Below are 20,569 nucleotides of genomic sequence, written 5' to 3' on the forward strand. Positions count from 1 at the left end.
CGTTTACTGTTCAGCCCGCGGCCTTGTGCCGCGGGCTGTTCCGTTATCAGGGGCCGTATTCCTCCTTTCGTGGCGTAGACGGCAAAAGTAAGTGCCGCGGCGTTGCAGTAGGTAAGGTACATAGCGGAGTCTTTCGCCGTATCCAGGCGGGACCTTCCGGGCAGAGCCGGTCACGGTGATGCGAACCACAAATTTTTGCGCAAGAAGGAGTCCCATGTCGGGTGGAGATATAGCCGGTCTGATCGCGGCCGGTGTGTTTGCCGTATTGGTCGCGTTGCTGGCCGTTCCCGTCTGGAAACTGGGGAAGGTCTTTGACGAGATGCGCGGCGCCATCCGTACGCTCAGCGAGGAGACCACACCGCTGATCGACGAGGTCACCACCACGGTGTCCACCACCAACCAGCAGCTGCAGAAGGTGGACGGCATCTCCTCGAACGTTTCGGACGCATCGGCCAACTTGTCCGCTCTGTCCTCCCTGGTGGCCGCCACCGTGGGTTCCCCGCTGATCAAGGTCTCGGCGTTCAGCTATGGCGTCCGTTCCGCCCTCGCTTCCCGCAGGACCGTCGGCCGCGGCCGACGCAGCCGCTAAGCACACCAACAACTACAGGAGCCAGCCATGATCAAGCGCGTATTTTGGATGTCCATTGGCGTTGCCATCGGCGTCATCGCCGTCCGCCGGGTATCCGAAGCCAAGACCAGCCTGAGCCAGGCGGGGATCAACCGTGCGGTGGATTCCGCAGCAGGTGCCGTGCAGAGCTTCGCCGAAGCCCTGCGTGAAGGCATGGGCCAGCGCGAGGGCGAGCTGCGCGCCGCCCTGGGCCTGGACAACTCCGACAACGTTGCCGAAACGCTGAGGTCCACGCGCCGCTGAGCGGCCGGCACTTCTTCGTCACTGGCAGCACAGCATTACGCACGCAGTCCCACCTGCATGCTGAAACACCATTACCGGAAGGGTATAGAAGCACCATGAAGTCCCACGAGATTGCACGCCGCTGGCTGGATTACTTCAGCAATAAGGGACATACGGTGGTGCCCTCGGCGTCGCTCGTCTCCAACGATCCCTCGCTGCTGTTCACCGTGGCCGGCATGGTGCCGTTCATCCCTTACCTCACCGCCCGCGAAAAGGCTCCGTATAGCCGGGCAACCAGCGTGCAGAAGTGCATCCGCACAGCGGACATCGAAGAAGTGGGCAAGACCGCCCGCCACGGCACTTTCTTCCAGATGGCGGGAAACTTCTCCTTCGGTGACTACTTCAAGGAAGAAGCGATCACCTACGCCTGGGAACTGCTGACCTCGGACGTCGAAAAGGGCGGTTACGGGCTGGACCCGCAGCGGCTCTGGGTCACCGTCTATGAAGACGGCGACGAGCGCGACGACGAAGCACGCGCCATCTGGCGGGACAAGATCGGCATTCCGAATGAACGCATCATCGGGACCGGCAAGGCTGACAACTACTGGAACACCGGACAGGCCGGCCCTGGCGGCCCCTGCTCCGAGATCTACTACGACCGCGGCCCGGCCTACGGCCAGGAGGGCGGCCCGGCAGTAGACGAGACGCGCTACATCGAGATCTGGAACCTGGTCTTTATGCAGTACCAGCTCTCCGCCGTGCGCTCCAAGACGGACTTCGACGTGGCAGGCGAACTGCCGCAGAAGAACATCGACACCGGCCTCGGGCTTGAGCGCCTGGCCATGATCCTGCAGGGCGTGGAGAACATGTACGAGACGGACCAGGTCCGCCCCGTACTGGATAAGGCCGCTGAACTCTCCGGCAAGACCTACACCAGCTCCGAAGACCCCTCGGACCCGCACCACACGGACGACGTCCGGATGCGCGTGGTTGCCGACCACATCCGCTCCGCCCTGATGCTGATTTCCGACGGCGTGAGCCCGTCCAACGAAGGCCGCGGCTACGTGCTGCGCCGCCTCATCCGCCGGGCCGTGCGTGCCATGCGCCTGCTGGGGGTGGACACCGCCGTGCTGCCCGAACTCCTGCCCGTCTCCCGCGACGCCATGAAGGGCACCTACCCCGAGGTTGAAGCCGACTTCGCCCGGATCAGCCGGATTGCCTACGCCGAGGAGAAGGCGTTCCTGCGCACCATCGCCTCCGGCACCGAGCGCCTGGAAGAAGCCGTCAAGGTTTCCAAGGCTGCCGGAGCCCCCCTGAGCGGCGAAGAAGCGTTTGCCCTGCACGACACCTACGGTTTCCCCATCGACCTCACGCTGGAGATGGCCGAGGAAGCAGGACTGAAGGTCGACGAGGCCGGATTCCGCTCCCTCATGTCCGAGCAGCGCAAGCGTGCCCAGGCAGATGCCCGCGGCAAGAAGCACGGGCACGCCGATATGTCGGTGTTCAACGAACTGCTGGCCGCCGGCTCCACCGTGTTCACCGGCTACGACGAGCTGAAGACCGAATCGAAGGTCCGCGGCATCATTTCCGGGGACTCCCGGGTGGAATACGCCGGGCAGGGTTCGGAGATTTCCCTGGTGCTGGACTCGACCCCGTTCTATGCCGAAGCGGGCGGGCAGGCCGCCGATACCGGCCTCATCACTGGTGACGGCTTCGTCCTCGAGGTGCAGGACGTCCAGCGCCCGGTCAAGGGACTGAGCGTGCACAAGGCGATTGTCCGTGAAGGCGAGATCTCTGCCGGTGCCAACGTGCTGGCCGCCGTCGATGCCCAGCGCCGCCACGAAGCGGAGCAGGCGCACTCCGGCACGCACATTGTGCACGCCGCCCTGCACCAGATCCTCGGCCCGGAAGCGCTGCAGCGCGGCTCCTTCAACAAGGCCGGCTACCTGCGCTTCGACTTCTCCTGGGGCGAAGGCCTCTCCGATGCCGCGAAGTCCGAAATCGAAGAGGTCTCCAACCTCGCGATCCGCAGCAACTACCAGGTCGAGACCAAGGTCATGTCCCTGGCGGACGCCAAGGCCCTGGGCGCCACTGCACTGTTCGGCGAAGCCTACGGTGACACCGTGCGGGTCGTGGAAATGAACGGCGACTGGTCCCGCGAACTCTGCGGCGGCACGCACGTGGCCTCGACGTCCCGCATCGGCAGCCTGACGCTGCTGGGCGAGCAGTCCGTGGGATCCGGCAACCGCCGGGTCGAAGCCTTCGTGGGTATGGATGCCTTCCGCCACCTCGCCGCCGAGCGTGCACTGGTGAACGAGCTGTCCGAGATGCTCAAGGTCCCGTCGGCGCAACTGCCGGACCGCCTTGCCGCCACCCTGGCCAAGCTGAAGTCCACTGAAAAGGAACTGGACCGGCTGCGCCGCGAGCAGCTGGCCGCTTCCGCTGCCGCCCTCGTAGGCACTGCAGTGGACGTAGACGGCGTCCGGCTCCTGGCACACAACGCCGGCGAGGTCGGGGGAGCGGATGATCTGCGCACCCTGGCCCTCGACCTGCGTTCCCGCTTGGGCAGCGAACCCGCAGCGGTGGCTGTCGCAGGCGTCTCCAACAACCGTCCCGTAGTGATTGTTGCCACCAACGAAGGCGCCCGCGGCGCCGGCGTCAAGGCCGGTGCACTCGTCAAGGTTGCGGCCGGCGTGCTCGGCGGCGGCGGCGGCGGCAAGGACGACGTCGCCCAGGGCGGCGGCTCTGACGCAGGCAGGATCGTAGATGCCCTCACGGCCATCCGCGAAGCCGTGGCCGGGCGGAGCTGACTTGAGCGGTCTGCACGGGGTGAAGCTGGGCGTCGACGTCGGCCTGGTCCGGGTCGGCCTCGCTGCCAGCGACCCCGACGGCGTCCTGGCCATGCCGGTCAGGACGCTGAAGCGGGACGCGAAGAAAAACAGTGACATCCGCGTGGTGGTCCGGGAAGCTGCGGAGCGGGGTGCCGTTGAAGTGTTTGTCGGCCTGCCCCGCAGCCTGGGCGGCGGCGAAACCGCCTCCACGCAGATGGCACGGGACTACGCGCAGACGCTGGTCCGTGCCCTGGCCGATGCCGGCCAGGAACAGCAGGTGCGGCTGGTGGACGAACGCCTGACTACGGTCTCCGCGCACCGTTCCCTGCGCGAAGCTGGAATGAACAGCCGGAATCACCGTACAGTGGTTGATCAAGCGGCCGCTGTGGCTATTCTGCAGCAGTCTATTGACACACAACGATCCCTGAACCGGGACGTAGGGGAGCTGGTTACACTGCGCCGGCCGCGCCGCGAAAGCGGCGGGGTGCCGGCCCCGACTGAGGAGTTCGACATTTCGCAGGACATCGAGCGCGAAGGCGGTAATACGCCGTGAGCCACAGATATCCCGATTACCCGGCCATGGCGGAGCCTGACCGCAGGCCCGGACAGGGCGGCAGTGATGAACTCCCCGTGGGCGTGTTCTTCGAGGAACCCGCGGACCTGCCCAGCCGCAGGAGCCAACGGCCGAGCCGCGAAAAGCAGCGCCGCCGCCGTCGCCGTACCATCATCATGGTCACCGTGCTGGCCGTGTTTGCAGGGGTGGTTTTCGGCCTCATCATGTTCCTCCGGGACCTGCTGGGCATGAACGAGATCCAGGACTACGAGGGTGCCGGCAACGGCACCGTGGCCTTTACCGTGGCAGAAGGCGACGGCCCGCTGCTGATCGGCGGAAAGCTCGAAGCCGAAGACATCGTCGCCACATCCAAGGAATTCGTCAACGCCTTCACCGCCCAGTCGGACGGACGGGAAATACAGCCCGGTACGTACGAAATGAAGTACCAGATGTCCTCGTCCGCAGCCGTGGATGCCCTGCTCGGGGACGGCGGCAGCCAGGTGCATTACGCGGCCGTGGCACGCGACCTGCGCCAGGGCGAGGTCTTCGAAGTCCTGAACACCTCCACCCGGATCCCGCTTTCGGAGTTCCAGGCCCTGGCCGCGGACCCGCAGCAGTTCGGCCTGCCGGAGGAAGCAGTAAGCCTTGAGGGCTACCTGCATCCGGGCGAATACCGGTTCGACGTCGAAAAGGACGCCACCGAGATCATCACCGAGATGGTGGATAACACCTTCGCTGAACTCGAAGGGGCCGGGATTACCGATCCCGCCGAGCAGTACCGGATCCTGACCAAGGCCAGCATCATCCAGGCCGAGGCCGGGGAGGCCGACTACGGTGCCGTCGCCGGCTCCATTGAGAACCGGCTGGGCCCGGACAACAAGGAAACCAACGGGCTGATCCAGTCCGATGCCACGGTGACCTACGGCTTGAACCGCAAGAGCTATGAACTCACCGCGGAGGAAAAAGCGGACAAATCCAACCCGTACAACACCTACGCCAACCCCGGCCTGCCCGTCGGTCCCATCGGTTCCCCGAGCCGGGAGGCCATTGAGGCAGCGGCCAACCCGGATGACGTCCCGTACTACTACTGGGTCACCGTCAACCTGGACAGCGGCGAAACCAAGTTCTCCTCCACCCTCGCCGAGCACGCCAAGTACGTCGAGGAATACCAGAACTGGTGCAGTACCCAAAAAGCCGGGCGGTGCGGTTAGCAGTGGATAGCGCCGCGCGGCGCGCTGCCGTGCTGGGGCATCCGATCAGCCATTCCAAGTCGCCCCGGCTGCACCGGGCTGCGTACGACCATTTAGGGTTCGACTGCAGCTACGAGGCAATAGACGTTCGTGTTGAGGAGGCCGCGGGATTCGCGGCCTCCCTCCGCGGGCAGGCGGGCTGGACAGGTCTGTCCGTCACTATGCCGCTGAAGGCGGTCATGGTGGCGCAGATGGACGAAGTCGAGCCGCTGGTGCAGGCACTCGGGGTGCTGAATACCGTGACCTTCTCCCGGACGGGATCCCGCACGGTCCTGACGGGCCACAACACCGACGTCGCGGGCATTGCCGGCGCGCTGCGGTACGCCGGAATCGGTGCCCGGCCGCGCGCCGTGGTGCTGGGCGCGGGGGGAACGGCGTGCGCGGCCATTGCGGCACTCGCGCAGCTGGACCCGTCTGAAACGGTGGTCTGCGCCCGTCGCTTCCCGGAACCGGCGCCCGGACAGGCCGGGGTACTGGAAGCAGGCAGTGCAACCGGCCTTGCTGTCCGGCCGCGCCCGTGGGAGGAAGCGGCCGAGGCCTGTGCGGCAGCCGACGTCGTAATCTGCACGCTGCCGCCGCACGGCGCCGACGGCCTGGCAAAGGACATTACCGAAGTCCGGCAGGGAGCCATCCTCCTGGATGCCGCGTACGACCCATGGCCAAGCCGGATCGCTGCCGCCTGGTCCGGGTTCGGCGGAACGGTGGTGCCGGGCATCGAGATGCTGCTCTACCAGGCCGTGGAGCAGGTAAAGCTGTTTACCGGGGCGGACTTTTTTGACGAACCCGGCGTCACAAACGCCATGTGTGACGCCGTGGGAATTCCACGGCGCTGAACGCCCGCGCCGGGCATGGCAGTATTGAAAGCATGTTGCGTTGGTTGACCGCCGGTGAGTCCCATGGCCCTGCATTGGTCGGAATTGTTGAAGGTGTCCCTGCCGGAGTGGAAGTGGACAGCACCCTGATTTCCGCTGCACTGGCCCGCCGCCGCCTCGGCTACGGCCGCGGCGCCCGGATGAAATTCGAACAGGATGCCGTACGCATCCTGGGCGGCGTCCGCCACGGCAAAACCCAGGGCGGCCCGGTGGCCATCGAAATCGGCAACACCGAGTGGCCCAAATGGGAACAGGTGATGGCTGCGGATCCGGTGGATCCGGCAATCCTGGCCGACTCTGCCCGCAATGCGCCCCTCACCCGCCCCCGTCCGGGTCATGCTGATTTCACCGGCATGCAGAAGTACGGTTTTGACGAAGCACGTCCCGTCCTGGAACGCGCCAGCGCCCGGGAAACCGCGACCCGCGTGGCGCTTGGCGCCGTCGCCTCGGCCTTCCTGAAGCAGCTGGGCATTGAGCTGGTCAGCCATACCGTGGGCATTGCCGGCGTGATGGCGCCCGGGGACTCGACGTTGCCGCTCCCGGCCGACGTCGACGCGCTCGACGCCGATCCGATGCGCTGCTTCGATGCAGGCGTCTCGGCCGCCATGGTTGCCGAAGTCGATGCCGCCCACAAGGAGGGCGAAACGCTCGGGGGAGTGGTGGAGGTGCTGGCCTACGGGCTGCCGCCGGGACTGGGCAGCTACGTTCATTGGGACCGCCGGCTCGACGCCCGGATCGCCGGTGCCCTGATGGGCATCCAGGCCATCAAGGGCGTGGAAGTAGGGGACGGATTCCTCACTGCCACCCGCCGCGGCTCCGCCGCCCACGACGAAATCCTGCAGGACGCCGAGGGCCGCGTGGTCCGCTCCGGCAACCGTGCCGGCGGCATTGAAGGCGGCATGAGCATCGGCGAGCTGCTGCGGGTACGTGCCGCAATGAAACCCATTGCCACTGTGCCGCGGGCGCTGCGCACCGTTGACGTAAGTACCTCCGAACCGGCCCGGGCCCACCACCAGCGGTCGGATGTCTGTGCGGTCCCCGCTGCCGGCGTGGTTGCCGAAGCCATGGTGGCGTTGGTCCTGGCCGAAGCCGTGATCGAGAAGTTCGGCGGCGATTCCGTGCCCGAAACCGCGCGGAACCTGCACGCCTACCTGGCCGCCATCCCGCAGCCCCTGGAATCCGCCGGAACCGATGTCCTCTAGGAACGGCGGCTCCAGGGGGCTCGACCGGCACCTGGTCCTGATGGGCTTTATGGCCGCCGGGAAATCGGTGGTCGGCCGAGGGTTCGCCGCCCGCCAGGGGATGCCCTTCCTGGACACGGACGAGGCCGTCGTGGCGCGCTACGGGCCCATCGCCGGTATCTTCAGCGCCTACGGCGAACACTATTTCCGCGAGGTCGAAGCACGGACGGTTGCCGCGGCGCTCGAATCCAGGGTGCCCACCGTCATCTCGCTGGGCGGCGGCGCCGTACTGGACTCGGGGACGCAGCAGCTGCTCAGCGGCGCCACTGTAGTGTTTCTGGATACGGACCTTGCCACTGTGCTTCCGCGGATCACCCGTGCAGGCCACCGTCCACTGCTCGCGCCGGACCCGGTCCGGCGCTGGCAGGAGCTGGCGGACATCCGCCGCCCCATATACGAATCCCTGGCCGACATCACCATTGACACCAGGGGACTTACCGTTCCGGCCATTATTGACCGGCTGACTTCCGTCCTCATCAAAGGAGAAGACTAGATGCCCTCCGAACCCACGATCATCCCGGTGACCGGCTCCAACCCCGCAGAGAACTACGACGTCGTCGTAGGCAACGGTCTGCTTGGCCGGCTGCCGGACATGCTGGGTGAGCGCGTACGCCGCGTCCTCGTGATCCACCCGCGCGCCCTGCGCACCACCGGCGATACCGTACGCGATGAACTCGCCGCCACGGGCCTGACCGCCGTCACCGCCGAGATCCCGGACGCCGAAGAGGGCAAGCACATCCAGGTGGCGTCCTTCTGCTGGCAGGTCCTGGGCCAGAACGATTTCACCCGGTCCGATGCCATTGTCGCCGTCGGCGGCGGGGCCGTGACCGACGTGGCCGGCTTCGTGGCCGCGACCTGGCTGCGCGGCATCAAAGTGGTGCACATCCCCACGTCCCTGCTGGGCATGGTGGATGCGGCCGTGGGCGGCAAGACCGCCATCAACACCGCCGAGGGCAAGAACCTCGTGGGCGCCTTCCACCCGCCGGCCGGGGTGCTGGCGGACCTGGACGCCCTGGCCACCCTGCCGAAGAACGAGCTGCTCAGCGGCATGGCAGAGGTCATCAAGTGCGGTTTTATCGCCGACCCCGCCATCCTGGACCTGGTCGAAGCGAACCCGGAGGCAGTGGCCGACGGCGCTTCCGACGTCGTCCGCGAACTGGTGGAACGCTCCATCGGTGTCAAGGCTGAAATTGTCTCCTCGGACCTGCGCGAATCCGGCCGGCGGGAATTCCTGAACTACGGGCACACTCTGGGCCACTCCATCGAGCTGGCGGAACGCTACCAGTGGCGGCACGGCGCTGCGGTGTCCGTCGGACTGGTCTTCGCCGCGGAGCTGGGCCGGACGGTGGGCCGGCTGGATGACGCCACGGCGGACCGGCACAAGGAAATCCTCTCCTCGCTGGGCCTTCCCGTGACCTACCGGAAGGACCGCTGGTCCGCCCTGCTGGACGGCATGCGCCGGGACAAGAAGTCCCGCGGGGACCTGCTGCGCTTCGTGGTGCTGGACGGGCTGGCGAAACCGTCCATGCTCGAGGTCCCCGACACCTCGCTTCTGTTCGCGGCCTACCAGGAGATCGCCTCCGAGCCGCAGGGCGGAATCCGCCTCAGCCTGTAGGTTCTGCGCGAGCGGGTAGAATAGTCGACGGACTTGAATAAAACGTACTTTGACCAACGAACGTACTTTGATTAACGACTGACGAACAACGGAAGAGAAACTGTGGCGACGACCAACGACATCAAGAACGGCACCGTGCTGAAGCTTGAAGGCAACCTCTGGAGCATCATCGAGTTCCAGCACGTTAAGCCGGGCAAGGGTGGTGCGTTCGTCCGTACCAAGATGCGCAACGTGACTTCGGGCAAGGTAGTGGACAAGACGTTCAACGCCGGCATCAAGGTCGAGACCGCCACCGTGGACCGCCGCGATTACCAGTACCTGTACCAGGACGGCGAAGACTACGTCTTTATGGACACCTCCGACTTCGACCAGCTCACGGTCCCCGGCAAGATTGTCGGTGACAACGCGAACTTCATGATGGAGTCCATGATGGTCACCATCGCGATCCACGAGGGTTCGCCGCTGTACATCGAGCTGCCGCCGTCGGTCACCATGGAAATCACGTACACCGAGCCGGGCCTGCAGGGCGACCGCTCCACCGGCGGCACCAAGCCCGCCACCATCGAGACCGGCTACGAGATCCAGGTGCCCCTGTTCCTGGAGCAGGGCACCAAGGTCAAGGTTGACACCCGCACCGGCGACTACCTGGGACGCGTTAACGAGTGAGTGCACGCAGTAAAGCACGGACCCGGGCACTGGAGGTCCTTTTCGAAGCCGAACAGCGTTCGGTTTCTGCCTTCGATGCCATTCGGGCCCGCCGCGAAAAGACCGACCAGACCATCAACCCCTACACCATGGACCTGGTGGAAGGCGTGGTTGCGATGCAGGAGCAGATCGATGAGTTCCTGAGCACGTATTCGCAGGGCTGGACGCTTGATCGCATGCCTTCGGTGGACCGCATCATCCTCCGCCTGGGCACCTGGGAACTTCTCTACAACGACGACGTTCCCGACAAGGTGGCCATCAGCGAAGCCGTGGAATTGGCGAAAGCGCTCTCCACGGACGAATCCCCGGCCTTCATCAACGGCCTGCTCGGACGGCTGCAGGAACTCAAGCCGTCCCTGCTGGCCTAGCCAGGATCCAAACAGCCAGGAAAAAGACCGGCCCCGCGGGGCCGGTCTTTTCTGCGTCCTCAGCCGTTTTCAGGCGTCAGCAGTTCCTACCGGGGCTGCAGGGCCTGCCCGGCCAGCATGGTGGTCCGGATGCCGGAAACTTCACCCAGCAGGGTCCGCTCGTACTCCATATTGGCGCTGACATCCCGGCCGGAGGCGATCTGCTGCCGTGTCAAGGCCAGGCGGGTGGCCCGCCGGATGAATTCCTTCATGTGCGGTGCCGCCCCGGTGGCCCGGGCCCAGCCCATTGCCTGGCGGCGGCCGGCACCGGTGGCCAGCATCCTCACTTCTGCCGGGGTGAACCAGCCCGCCGTGGCGTATTCGGAGAGCCGTCGCAGGGTCAGGCGCTGCTCCGCGCGGCGCAGCAGCCATACGCCGGTGACCGCCGCCCCGAAGAACGGGACCTGGAGCAGGAAGTAGAAGAGGAAGAAGTCCCCGAAAAACAACGCGGGGCCGCCGTTCCACAGCATGTGCCCCAGCATGGCCGGGATCAAGCCGAGCACGAAGGCCGGCAGGATCCACACGTTGCCCGCACGCCGCGCCGCCAGGCCCAGGGCGAGCCCGGTGCAGGCGGTGAACAGGACATGCGCAAAGGGCGAGAGCAGCCCGCGGAGGATGAAAATAAACCCGAGCTCGTACACCGTTTCGGGGCCGGCCGTCCGCAGCGCCGACCCGAAGTAGAGGATGTTTTCCGTGAAGGCGAACCCCGCTGCCACGGCAGCGGCAAACACGATGCCGTCCACCGGCCCGTCAAAGATCCGCCGGCGCACCAGCAGCAGCAGGAGGATGCCCAGGCCCTTGGCGATTTCCTCCACCACGGGAGCCTGGACCACCGCGCCCAGCAGGTCCGCCGAGCCGTAGGGGACCAGCTCCAGCAGGGCATACGTGAAGTACGGGCCAACCAGCAGGGCGATCGCCACCGAAACCCCGGCGCCCCAGAGGAAGGAGAAAACCAGGCTGCTGCGCGGTTCCGGCTCCCACCGGTCCACCCACCAGATACCCAGCACGCAGATGCCCAGGGGAACCAGCGCGAGGAGCCCGCAGATAATAAAGGCCGGCGGGCCGAGGCCGTCAACCAGGTACATGCCCACCCAGGCCAGTGCCACGGCGGAGAGCGCAATCAGCACCACGGTGGCGGCCAGGCCCTTGTCCCGGCGTGGTGCCGGAGGGGACCAGAATGCCTGGACGGGTGCGGCGCCGTCGGCAGGGCCATAGCCCGGAGGGGCCGGATGCTGCTGCTGGGCGGGGAAGATACCGGGTGCGCTCATGCGCTGGGCCTGCTCATAGCAGACAGGATAGTTGCACTGCGGCACTTACCGTCACACAAGCGGGCGGCGGCGTGGCCTGTGATAGCTTGGTGCCGCATTCAACCTTTAAGTTCCGTCCTGTGAGGCGGGGAAGGAGGAAGCGAATATGACGGCCAAAGATGCCATTTCCAGCCGTACTGTTTTGTCTTCAGCTGACATTGACCGCGCCCTGACGCGTATTGCCTACGAGATCCTCGAGGCCAACAAGGGCCCCGAAGACCTGGTCCTGATGGGGATTCCGCGCCGCGGCTATCCGTTGGCCCAGCGCCTGGCCGCGAAGATCGCGGCCGCGGCCCCCGGCGTCGATCCCGCTGCCATCACCGGCCAGCTCGATGTCACCATGTTCCGCGACGATCTCGCCCGCAGGCCCACCCGGCCGCCCTACGCCACCCGCGTCCCCGTCACCGGCATTGACGACAAGGTGGTGGTGCTGGTGGATGACGTCCTGTATTCCGGCCGCACCATCCGCTCCGCGCTCGATGCCCTCGTGGACCTGGGCCGGCCGCGCATCGTCCGGCTGGCGGTCCTCGTGGACCGCGGCCACCGCGAACTGCCCATCCGGGCTGACCACGTGGGCAAGAACCTGCCCACCGCTTCCATTGAGCAGGTCCGGGTCCGGCTGGCCGAAAGTGACAGCTCGGCCACAGGCGGTCCGGCCACAGACGAAGTGGTCATCGAGGGCATTGCATGAGGCACCTGCTGTCCACGCTGGACCTCGGCCGGGATGACGCCCTGGCCATCCTGGATACGGCGGAGCAGATGGCCGCAGTAGGGGAGCGGGAAGTGAAGAAGCTCCCGGCCCTGCGCGGGCGCACCGTGGTGAACCTCTTCTTCGAGGACTCCACCCGCACGCGCATCTCCTTTGAAGCGGCCGCGAAACGGCTGTCCGCCGACGTCATCAATTTCTCCGCCAAGGGGTCGTCGGTCTCCAAGGGCGAATCGCTGAAGGACACGGCACAGACGCTGGCAGCCATGGGCGCCGACGCCGTGGTGATCCGGCACGGATCCTCCGGAGCGCCGGCGCGGCTGGCGTCCTCCGGCTGGATTGATGCCGCAGTGCTCAACGCCGGGGACGGCACGCACGAACACCCCACCCAGGCGCTGCTGGATGCCTTCACCATGCGGCGGCACTGGGCCCGGCTGCACGGCACGGAATCCGCCGGCACCGACCTGGCCGGAATGAAGGTGGTGATTGCCGGGGACGTGCTGCATTCGCGGGTCGCCCGCTCGGACCTGTGGCTGCTTCGGACACTGGGCGCGGAGGTCACCCTCGTTGCACCGCCCACGCTGCTGCCGTTCGGCGTCGAGTCCTGGCCCTGCACCGTCAGTTACGACCTGGACGAGGCGCTGGCGACCCGGCCGGATGCCGTCATGATGCTGCGCGTGCAGGGCGAACGGATGCACTCGGCCTTCTTCCCGTCCGTCCGCGAGTATTCCCGCCGCTGGGGCCTGGACGACGTCCGCCTCGACCGGCTGGACGCCCTGGGCCTGACGGACACCATCATCATGCACCCCGGTCCGATGAACCGCGGGCTGGAAATTTCCGCCCGTGCCGCTGATTCGCCGCGCTCCACCGTCCTGGACCAGGTCCGCAACGGTGTCTCCGTGCGGATGGCCGCCCTTTACCTGCTGCTCTCCGGAGAGAACAGCACCGCCCGTACCCAGCAGGAGCAACCCCGATGAGCACTTCCGGCACCTATCTGATCCGCGGAGCGTCAGTGCTCGGCACCGAACGTGCGGATATCCGCATCGAGGACGGCACCATCACCGCCGTCGCCGCCTCGCTGCCGGTGCCCGAGGGCGCCCGTGTCATCGAGGCGGAGGGCCTGGTCGCCCTGCCCGGCATGGTGGACCTTCACACACACCTCCGCGAACCCGGCCGGGAAGACGCCGAAACGGTGGAGACCGGCACCCGGGCCGCAGCGCTCGGCGGCTTCACCGCCGTGCACGCCATGGCCAACAGCATGCCGGTCGCAGACACCGCCGGCGTGGTGGAACAGGTCCTTCACCTGGGGGAGCGGGCCGGCTGGGTGGATGTACGTCCGGTAGGGGCGGTCACCGTGGGCCTTGAGGGCCGGCAGCTTGCCGAACTCGGCGCGATGGCCGACTCTAGGGCCCGCGTGCGGGTGTTTTCCGACGACGGCAAGTGCGTCTCGGACCCGGTGCTGATGCGCCGTGCGCTGGAATACGTGAAGGCATTCGACGGCGTCGTTGCCCAGCACGCACAGGAGCCCCGCCTCACTGAAGGCGCGCAGATGAACGAAGGGGAAGTCAGCGCCGTCCTCGGGCTGGCCGGCTGGCCCGCCGTCGCCGAGGAATCCATCATCGCCCGCGACGTCCTGCTGGCACGGCACACGGGCTCCCGCCTGCATGTCTGCCACGTCTCGACCGCGGGGTCGGTGGAAATCCTCCGCTGGGCCAAGGAACGCGGCATCCGGGTCACCGCCGAGGTCACCCCGCACCATCTGCTGCTGACCGATGAACTGGTGCGGACCTACGATCCGGTCTACAAGGTGAACCCGCCCCTGCGCACCGAAGCGGACGTGCAGGCGGTCCGCCGCGGCCTGGCCGACGGCACCATCGACATTGTGGGCACCGACCATGCCCCGCACCCCAGCGAGCACAAGGAAGGCGAGTGGGCGACGGCGGCCATGGGCATGACCGGCCTGGAGACGGCGCTGTCGGTGGTGCAGCACGCCATGATCGACACGGGGCTGATGGACTGGGCAGGTTTCGCCCGCGTCACCTCGTCGACACCTGCGCTGATCGGCCGGGTCCCGGGCCAGGGCAGGCCCCTGGCTGCCGGCGAACCGGCCAACGTCATATTGGTGAACCCGTCTGCGCGAAGGAGGGTTGACCCTTCTAAGATGGCTAGTAAGGGACGCAACAGTCCGTTTGCCGGACTGGAACTGCCCGGTGGAGTCGAAGCGGTTTTCTACGCCGGCCACCCCACCGTCCTGAACGGCAGACTGAACTCGCCCCACCCCGCTGCCGCAAAGGAATCCTGATGGAACTGGTCTTTTTCTTCCTGGGCCTGGCCGCCCTTATCGTCGTGGTCCTGGGCCTGTTCGCCCTGGGCTGGCGCGGCCGACGACGCCGCCAGCAGGACACTCCCCGCCCCCGGCCCCTGCCGGACGAACTGTCCGATCCGGGCTCCCAGGCACTGGGCCAATACGTCGCCACCACCACCGCCGGTGACTGGCTTGACCGCGTGGCGGTTTACGGGCTGGGCGTAAAGTCCAACGCCACCGCTGCTGTTTTCCCCGAAGGCGTGCTCTTTGCCCGCTCCGGTGCCGACGACCTCTGGATTCCGCGGCAGGATCTGCACAGCGTCCGCCTGGAGCGCGGCATGGCCGGAAAATTCGTTGAAAAGGACGGACTGGTCATCGTGACCTGGCAGCTGGGACCCAAGCGCGTCGACACCGGCTTCCGCACCCGCTCAGCGGACGAGAAGACACCCCTTGTCCGCGCCATTACTGAACTTCTGCCGGAATCGGCCACCCCTAGCGAGGAACAACTGTGACAGTGCACGAGATCATCAATCCCACCCCCGCCGTCCTGATGCTGGAAGACGGCCGCAGCTTCCGCGGGCGTGCCTACGGCGCGCAGGGAACGGCCCTGGGCGAAGCGGTGTTTGCCACCGGTATGACCGGATACCAGGAGACCATCACCGACCCCTCCTATGCGCGGCAGCTCGTGGTCCAGACGGCCCCGCATATCGGCAATACCGGCGTAAACGGCGACGACGCCGAGTCCCGGCGCATCTGGGTGGCAGGATACATTGTGCGCGACGCCGCCCGCCGCCCCTCCAGCTGGCGTTCCGAATCCACCTTGGACGAGCAGCTGGCGGAACAGGGCGTCGTCGGCATCTCCGGCGTCGACACCCGCGCCGTGACGCGGCACCTGCGCGAACGCGGGGCCATGAAGGCCGGGATCTTCTCCGGGTCCGACGCCGAACGTCCGGACAGCGAACTGCTCGCCGAGGTCCGTGCCCAGCAGGGTATGGAGGGCGCACGGCTGGCCGAAGAGGTCAGCGTGGACGAAACCTACCTCATCGATCCGGCGGACCACGGCTGGGCCGGCGAACCGCTGTTCACCGTCGCCGCCATCGACCTGGGCATCAAGTCCATGACGCCGGTGCGTCTGGCCGAACGCGGAATCCGCACCTACGTGCTGCCCGCCGCCGCCACCTTCGAGGACATCAAAGCACTGGGTGCCGACGGCGTGTTTATGTCCAACGGCCCCGGCGATCCGGCCACCGCCGACGTCCAGGTGGACCTGCTGCGCGAAGTGCTGGACGCCCGCATCCCGTTCTTCGGAATCTGCTTCGGCAACCAGATCCTCGGCCGCGCCCTGGGCTTCGGCACCTACAAGCTGCGCTACGGGCACCGCGGGATCAACCAGCCCGTCATGGACCGGCGGACCGGCAAGGTGGAAATCACCAGCCAGAACCACGGGTTCGCCGTCGACGCCCCGCTGGACGGCCCCGTCACCGCACCCGAGGCCCGCTACGGCCGGGTGGAGGTCAGCCACGTGAGCCTGAACGACGACGTCGTCGAGGGCCTCGCCTGCCTCGACATCCCCGCCTTCTCGGTCCAGTACCACCCCGAGGCTGCAGCGGGGCCGCACGACTCCGCGTACCTCTTCGACCGCTTCGTGGACCTGATGGCCGCCAGCAAGAGCAAGGAAAGCATCTAATGCCCCGCAGAACCGACCTCAAGTCCGTCCTGGTCATCGGCTCCGGTCCGATCGTCATCGGCCAGGCCGCGGAATTCGACTACTCCGGAACGCAGGCCCTGCGGGTGCTCAAGGAGGAGGGCCTGCGGGTCATCCTCGTGAACTCCAACCCGGCCACCATCATGACCGACCCGGAATTCGCTGACGCCACCTACGTGGAGCCGATCACCCCGGAAGTGGTCGAGAAGATCATCGCCAAGGAACGGCCCGACGCGATCCTGCCCACCCTCGGCGGGCAGACCGCGCTGAACACCGCCATCGCCCTGGACAAGAGCGGCGCGCTGGAGAAGTACAACGTGGAACTGATCGGCGCGAACATCGCCGCGATCGAACTCGGTGAGGACCGCGAAAAGTTCAAGGGCGTCGTCGAGCGCTGCGGTGCCGAATCCGCGAAGTCGATCATTGTGCACAGCATGGACGAGGCCTTCGCCGCCGCGGAGGAACTGGGCTACCCGATGGTGGTCCGGCCTTCCTTCACCATGGGCGGGCTCGGCTCCGGCCTGGCCTACAACGCCGAGGACCTGCGCCGCATTGCCGGCGCCGGCATCCAGTACAGCCCCACCTCCGAGGTGTTGCTCGAGGAGAGCATCCTGGGCTGGAAGGAATACGAACTGGAAATGATGCGGGATCGGAACGACAACGTGGTTGTCGTCTGTTCCATCGAGAACTTCGATCCGGTGGGCGTGCATACCGGGGACTCGATCACCGTGGCCCCGGCCATGACCCTCACCGACCGCGAGTACCAGAAGCTGCGCAACATCGCGATCGCCGTGATCCGCGAGGTAGGCGTGGACACCGGCGGCTGCAACATCCAGTTCGCCATCGAGCCGGACACCGGCCGCGTGGTGGTCATTGAAATGAACCCCCGCGTCTCCCGCTCCTCGGCCCTGGCATCCAAGGCCACCGGCTTCGCCATCGCCAAGATCGCCACGAAGCTTTCCCTCGGCTACACCCTGGACGAGATTCCGAACGACATCACCAAGAAGACCCCGGCGTCGTTCGAGCCCACCCTGGACTATGTAGTGGTGAAGGTTCCGCGGTTCGCGTTCGAGAAGTTCCCGGCCGCGGATCCCACGCTGACCACCACCATGAAGTCCGTGGGCGAGGCCATGGCGATCGGCCGCAACTTCACCGAAGCCCTGCAGAAGGCGCTGCGTTCCCTGGAACAGAAGGGCTCTTCGCTGTCCTTCGATCCGGTGGATGCCGCCGACGTGCCCGGGCTCATTGAGGCTTCCCGGCGTCCCACTACCGCCCGGCTGCAGCAGGTGCAGCAGGCCCTGCTGGGCGGGGCCTCGATCGAGGAACTCTTCGAAGCCACCGGCATCGACCCCTGGTACCTGGACCAGCTGGTGCTCATCAACGAAACCGCCGAGCAGATCCGTGCCACGCCGTCGGTCAACGAGGACATTCTCCGCCTGGCCAAGCGGCACGGCTTCTCCGACGAGCAGATCGGCGCGCTGACCAACACCCCCGAAGCAGTGGTGCGCGGCGTGCGGCACGCCCTGAACGTGCGGCCGGTCTACAAGACAGTGGACACCTGCGCCGCCGAATTCGCGGCGTACACGCCGTACCACTACTCCTCGTATGACGAGGAGGACGAGGTGGCCGAGCACGCCAAGCCGTCCATCATCATCCTCGGTTCGGGCCCGAACCGGATCGGGCAGGGCATCGAGTTCGACTACTCCTGCGTCCACGCGACCATGGCACTGCGCGAAGCCGGCCACGAGACCGTGATGATCAACTGCAACCCGGAAACCGTTTCCACCGACTACGACATCTCCGACCGGCTCTACTTCGAGCCGCTGACCCTGGAAGATGTCCTGGAGGTCATCGCCGCGGAGCAGCGCACCGGCGGTGTCCTGGGTGTCTTCGTCCAGCTCGGCGGGCAGACGCCGCTGAAGCTGGCGCAGGCCCTGGCCGACGCCGGTGTGCCCATCCTGGGCACCTCGCCCGCCGCAATCGACCTGGCCGAACACCGCGGTGCGTTCCAGCAGGTCCTGGATGAGGGCGGACTGACCGCGCCCAAGAACGGTACGGCCGTGTCCTTCGAGGACGCCAAGCGGGTGGCGGATGAGATCGGCTACCCCGTCCTGGTCCGCCCGTCCTATGTCCTGGGCGGCCGCGGCATGGAGATTGTCTACGACGAAGCCAACCTTTCCCGCTACATCGCCAACGCCACCGAGATCACCCCGGACCATCCGGTCCTGGTGGACCGGTTCCTGGAAGACGCCATCGAGATCGACGTCGACGCGCTCTTCGACGGCACCGACCTCTACGTGGGCGGCATCATGGAGCACATTGAGGAGGCCGGTATCCATTCCGGCGACTCGGCCTGTGTGCTGCCGCCCATTACCTTCGGCACCGACGTGATCGACCGGGTCCGCGAGGCCACCCGGGTGATTGCCGCCGGCGTGGGCGTCCGCGGCCTGATCAACATCCAGTTCGCCCTGGCTTCGGACATCCTCTACGTCATTGAAGCCAACCCGCGTGCCTCGCGTACTGTGCCGTTTGTCTCCAAGGCCACCGGCGTCCAGCTGGCCAAGGCCGCCGCGCTGATCGGCACCGGCAGCACAATCGCCGAGCTGCGGGCCGCCGGGAAGCTGACCGCCGTCGGCGACGGCTCCACCCTGCCGCTGGACGCCCCCGTGGCCGTGAAGGAAGCGGTGCTGCCGTTCAGCCGGTTCCGTACGCCTGAAGGCACCGTGGTGGACTCCCTGCTGGGCCCGGAAATGCGTTCCACCGGCGAGGTCATGGGCATCGACAAGTACTTCGACACCGCCTTCGCCAAGTCCCAGGCCGCCGCCAACAGTGCACTGCCCACTGCCGGCAAGGTCTTCGTGTCGGTGGCGAACCGGGACAAGCGCTCGATCATCATGCCGGTGAAGCGGATGACCGACCTCGGTTTCGAGATCCTCTCGACGGGCGGCACCGCCGAGGTGCTGCGCCGCAACGGCATTGCCGCCACCGTGGTTCGCAAGGTCGGCGAAGGTACGGGACCGAACGGGGAAGGGACCGTCGTCGACCTCATCACCGCCGGCGAAATCAACCTCGTGGTCAACACGCCTTCCGGCGGTCAGGCCCGCGGCGACGGATACGAAATCCGTGCCGCGGCCACGTCCATCGGCTGCCCCGTGGTCACCACCGTTTCCGAGTTCGGTGCTGCCGTCCAGGCAATCGAAGCAATGCGGTCCTACGAATGGGACGTGACCTCACTGCAGGAACACGCGGCCCGGTTGAAGGCAGCCGGTGCCTGAGGCGCGGCCCGCTTTCGGTGCACGGCTGCGCGCGGCCATGGACCGCCGCGGGCAGCTGTGCGTCGGCATCGATCCGCATCCCGGGCTGTTGGCCGAGTGGGGCCTGAACGACGACGCCGCCGGGCTGGAGCGTTTCTCCCTCACCGTCCTCGAAGCGGTGGGGGAGCAGGTTGCAGCAGTGAAGCCCCAGGTAGCGCTGTATGAGCGCCACGGATCCGCCGGGATCGCGGTCCTCGAACGCCTGCTGGCGGCCTGTTCAGACGCCGGCGTGCTCACTATCGCCGACGCCAAGCGCGGGGACATCGGCTCCACGATGGCGGCCTATGCGGACGCGTGGCTGCGGGACGGTTCGCCGCTGGCGGCCGACGCCGTGACACTCAGTCCGTATCTCGGGTTCGAATCACTGCGGCCCGCCCTGGACCTTGCCGCTGCCAACGGGCGCGGCGTGTTTGTCCTGGCACTGACGTCAAATCCGGAAGGTGCGTCCGTTCAGCACGTCGGCGCCGGGGGAGGGGCACGCTCCGTAGCGGCCCGGATCGTGGATGCGGCAGCGGCGGAAAATGCCGCCCAGGGAGTGGTTCGCGGGACGGAGCTGGGCTCCGTGGGACTTGTGGTGGGCGCGACCGTCGGCACGGCGCTGGCCGATCTGGAGATCGACCTCGCCGCCTCGCGTGCCCCGCTGCTGGCACCGGGACTGGGTGCCCAGGGTGCAACGGCTGCCGACCTGCGCGCAACCTTCGCTGCGGCGTACCCCAACGTCCTGGCGACCTCCAGCCGCGGCATCCTGCGGGCAGGCCCCGATCCCCGGGGCCTGCGTGAAGCAGCACTGCGGACCGGATCGGAGCTGGCATCCGTAGGCTAACGGAGCGGCGTGTGCAGCGAAGCGGTGTCCATTGCATTTGGGCTTCGGTTGCGGATAGGTTCGGACCTACCAGCAGAGCCGCTGA

Annotated in this window: 19 protein-coding genes; 18 read left to right on the forward strand and 1 reads right to left on the reverse strand. The window is 66.8% G+C overall.

Features of this window, described 5'->3' with window-relative positions; translation table 11 throughout:
* The first annotated feature begins 214 nt into the window (after positions 1-214).
* The 11 genes from LOC56_RS08150 (at position 215) to nusB (ending at position 10,285) form a co-directional block, all read left to right on the forward strand.
* Positions 215-589, forward strand: a complete 375-nt coding sequence (locus LOC56_RS08150) for a DUF948 domain-containing protein (protein ID WP_229951780.1) — start codon at positions 215-217, stop codon at positions 587-589.
* 27 nt (positions 590-616) lie between these two features.
* Positions 617-871, forward strand: coding sequence for a hypothetical protein (locus LOC56_RS08155; protein WP_227921347.1), 255 nt, complete (start codon positions 617-619; stop codon positions 869-871).
* 95 nt (positions 872-966) lie between these two features.
* Positions 967-3,660 carry an alanine--tRNA ligase gene (gene alaS / locus LOC56_RS08160; protein ID WP_229951781.1) on the forward strand — a complete coding sequence of 898 codons (2,694 nt, stop codon included), beginning with the start codon at positions 967-969 and terminating at the stop codon, positions 3,658-3,660.
* A gap of 1 nt (position 3,661) precedes the next feature.
* Entirely contained in the window at positions 3,662-4,234 is a 573-nt protein-coding gene (gene ruvX, locus LOC56_RS08165) for a Holliday junction resolvase RuvX (protein ID WP_229951782.1), read from the forward strand.
* Positions 4,231-5,445, forward strand: a complete 1,215-nt coding sequence (gene mltG / locus LOC56_RS08170; protein ID WP_229951783.1) for an endolytic transglycosylase MltG — start codon at positions 4,231-4,233, stop codon at positions 5,443-5,445. The genes ruvX and mltG overlap by 4 nt, the downstream gene beginning before the upstream one ends.
* Before the next feature lie 2 nt (positions 5,446-5,447).
* The gene (locus LOC56_RS08175) at positions 5,448-6,317 is read left to right on the forward strand and encodes a shikimate dehydrogenase family protein (protein WP_229951784.1); all 870 of its coding nucleotides are present in this window, start codon (positions 5,448-5,450) and stop codon (positions 6,315-6,317) included.
* Positions 6,318-6,349: 32 nt separating this feature from the next.
* Positions 6,350-7,558 (forward strand): chorismate synthase, encoded by a 1,209-nt coding sequence (aroC, locus tag LOC56_RS08180; RefSeq protein WP_229951785.1) that lies wholly within the window; start codon positions 6,350-6,352, stop codon positions 7,556-7,558.
* Positions 7,548-8,090 (forward strand): shikimate kinase, encoded by a 543-nt coding sequence (locus LOC56_RS08185; RefSeq protein WP_229951786.1) that lies wholly within the window; start codon positions 7,548-7,550, stop codon positions 8,088-8,090. The genes aroC and LOC56_RS08185 overlap by 11 nt, the downstream gene beginning before the upstream one ends.
* A complete protein-coding gene (aroB, locus tag LOC56_RS08190) occupies positions 8,091-9,212 on the forward strand; it encodes a 3-dehydroquinate synthase (protein ID WP_229951787.1) in 1,122 nt (373 codons plus the stop codon).
* Positions 9,213-9,314: 102 nt separating this feature from the next.
* On the forward strand, positions 9,315-9,878 hold the full coding sequence (gene efp, locus LOC56_RS08195; RefSeq protein ID WP_227911484.1) for an elongation factor P: 564 nt from the start codon (positions 9,315-9,317) through the stop codon (positions 9,876-9,878).
* Positions 9,875-10,285 carry a transcription antitermination factor NusB gene (nusB, locus tag LOC56_RS08200; protein ID WP_227921364.1) on the forward strand — a complete coding sequence of 137 codons (411 nt, stop codon included), beginning with the start codon at positions 9,875-9,877 and terminating at the stop codon, positions 10,283-10,285. The genes efp and nusB overlap by 4 nt, the downstream gene beginning before the upstream one ends.
* 86 nt (positions 10,286-10,371) lie before the next feature.
* Here the strand turns inward: nusB and LOC56_RS08205 are convergent, their stop codons facing one another.
* Positions 10,372-11,592 carry a PrsW family intramembrane metalloprotease gene (locus LOC56_RS08205; RefSeq protein WP_229951788.1) on the reverse strand — a complete coding sequence of 407 codons (1,221 nt, stop codon included), beginning with the start codon at positions 11,590-11,592 and terminating at the stop codon, positions 10,372-10,374.
* Between the two features lie 145 nt (positions 11,593-11,737).
* On the opposite strand from LOC56_RS08205, the gene pyrR reads away from it, so the two are divergent.
* Genes pyrR through pyrF form a run of 7 tightly spaced genes read left to right on the forward strand, consistent with a single transcriptional unit; the run spans position 11,738 to position 20,484 of the window.
* Positions 11,738-12,322 carry a bifunctional pyr operon transcriptional regulator/uracil phosphoribosyltransferase PyrR gene (gene pyrR / locus LOC56_RS08210; protein ID WP_229951789.1) on the forward strand — a complete coding sequence of 195 codons (585 nt, stop codon included), beginning with the start codon at positions 11,738-11,740 and terminating at the stop codon, positions 12,320-12,322.
* A complete protein-coding gene (locus LOC56_RS08215; protein ID WP_229951790.1) occupies positions 12,319-13,314 on the forward strand; it encodes an aspartate carbamoyltransferase catalytic subunit in 996 nt (331 codons plus the stop codon). Before pyrR ends, LOC56_RS08215 begins: the two co-directional genes overlap by 4 nt.
* Entirely contained in the window at positions 13,311-14,639 is a 1,329-nt protein-coding gene (locus tag LOC56_RS08220; RefSeq protein ID WP_229951791.1) for a dihydroorotase, read from the forward strand. The genes LOC56_RS08215 and LOC56_RS08220 overlap by 4 nt, the downstream gene beginning before the upstream one ends.
* Positions 14,639-15,154 carry a PH-like domain-containing protein gene (locus LOC56_RS08225; protein ID WP_229951792.1) on the forward strand — a complete coding sequence of 172 codons (516 nt, stop codon included), beginning with the start codon at positions 14,639-14,641 and terminating at the stop codon, positions 15,152-15,154. The genes LOC56_RS08220 and LOC56_RS08225 overlap by 1 nt, the downstream gene beginning before the upstream one ends.
* Positions 15,155-15,192: 38 nt before the next feature.
* On the forward strand, positions 15,193-16,329 hold the full coding sequence (gene carA / locus LOC56_RS08230) for a glutamine-hydrolyzing carbamoyl-phosphate synthase small subunit (RefSeq protein ID WP_229951878.1): 1,137 nt from the start codon (positions 15,193-15,195) through the stop codon (positions 16,327-16,329).
* Positions 16,329-19,622 carry a carbamoyl-phosphate synthase large subunit gene (gene carB / locus LOC56_RS08235; protein ID WP_229951793.1) on the forward strand — a complete coding sequence of 1,098 codons (3,294 nt, stop codon included), beginning with the start codon at positions 16,329-16,331 and terminating at the stop codon, positions 19,620-19,622. The genes carA and carB overlap by 1 nt, the downstream gene beginning before the upstream one ends.
* A complete protein-coding gene (gene pyrF / locus LOC56_RS08240; RefSeq protein ID WP_331460921.1) occupies positions 19,615-20,484 on the forward strand; it encodes an orotidine-5'-phosphate decarboxylase in 870 nt (289 codons plus the stop codon). The genes carB and pyrF overlap by 8 nt, the downstream gene beginning before the upstream one ends.
* Positions 20,485-20,569: the final 85 nt, after the last annotated feature.

Source organism: Arthrobacter sp. zg-Y179, assembly GCF_020907345.1.
Lineage (GTDB): Bacteria > Actinomycetota > Actinomycetes > Actinomycetales > Micrococcaceae > Arthrobacter_B > Arthrobacter_B jinronghuae.

What these genes read in the sequence shown, in the direction of transcription:
- LOC56_RS08150 (WP_229951780.1), top strand. Translation starts at nt 215, where the DNA reads ATGTCGGGTGGAGATATAGCCGGTCTGATCGCGGCCGGTGTGTTTGCC.
- LOC56_RS08155 (WP_227921347.1), top strand. Translation starts at nt 617, where the DNA reads ATGATCAAGCGCGTATTTTGGATGTCCATTGGCGTTGCCATCGGCGTC.
- alaS (WP_229951781.1), top strand. Translation starts at nt 967, where the DNA reads ATGAAGTCCCACGAGATTGCACGCCGCTGGCTGGATTACTTCAGCAAT.
- aroC (WP_229951785.1), top strand. Translation starts at nt 6,350, where the DNA reads ATGTTGCGTTGGTTGACCGCCGGTGAGTCCCATGGCCCTGCATTGGTC.
- LOC56_RS08185 (WP_229951786.1), top strand. Translation starts at nt 7,548, where the DNA reads ATGTCCTCTAGGAACGGCGGCTCCAGGGGGCTCGACCGGCACCTGGTC.
- aroB (WP_229951787.1), top strand. Translation starts at nt 8,091, where the DNA reads ATGCCCTCCGAACCCACGATCATCCCGGTGACCGGCTCCAACCCCGCA.
- LOC56_RS08205 (WP_229951788.1), bottom strand. Translation starts at nt 11,592, where the DNA reads ATGAGCGCACCCGGTATCTTCCCCGCCCAGCAGCAGCATCCGGCCCCT.
- pyrR (WP_229951789.1), top strand. Translation starts at nt 11,738, where the DNA reads ATGACGGCCAAAGATGCCATTTCCAGCCGTACTGTTTTGTCTTCAGCT.
- LOC56_RS08215 (WP_229951790.1), top strand. Translation starts at nt 12,319, where the DNA reads ATGAGGCACCTGCTGTCCACGCTGGACCTCGGCCGGGATGACGCCCTG.
- LOC56_RS08220 (WP_229951791.1), top strand. Translation starts at nt 13,311, where the DNA reads ATGAGCACTTCCGGCACCTATCTGATCCGCGGAGCGTCAGTGCTCGGC.
- LOC56_RS08225 (WP_229951792.1), top strand. Translation starts at nt 14,639, where the DNA reads ATGGAACTGGTCTTTTTCTTCCTGGGCCTGGCCGCCCTTATCGTCGTG.
- carA (WP_229951878.1), top strand. Translation starts at nt 15,193, where the DNA reads ATGCTGGAAGACGGCCGCAGCTTCCGCGGGCGTGCCTACGGCGCGCAG.
- carB (WP_229951793.1), top strand. Translation starts at nt 16,329, where the DNA reads ATGCCCCGCAGAACCGACCTCAAGTCCGTCCTGGTCATCGGCTCCGGT.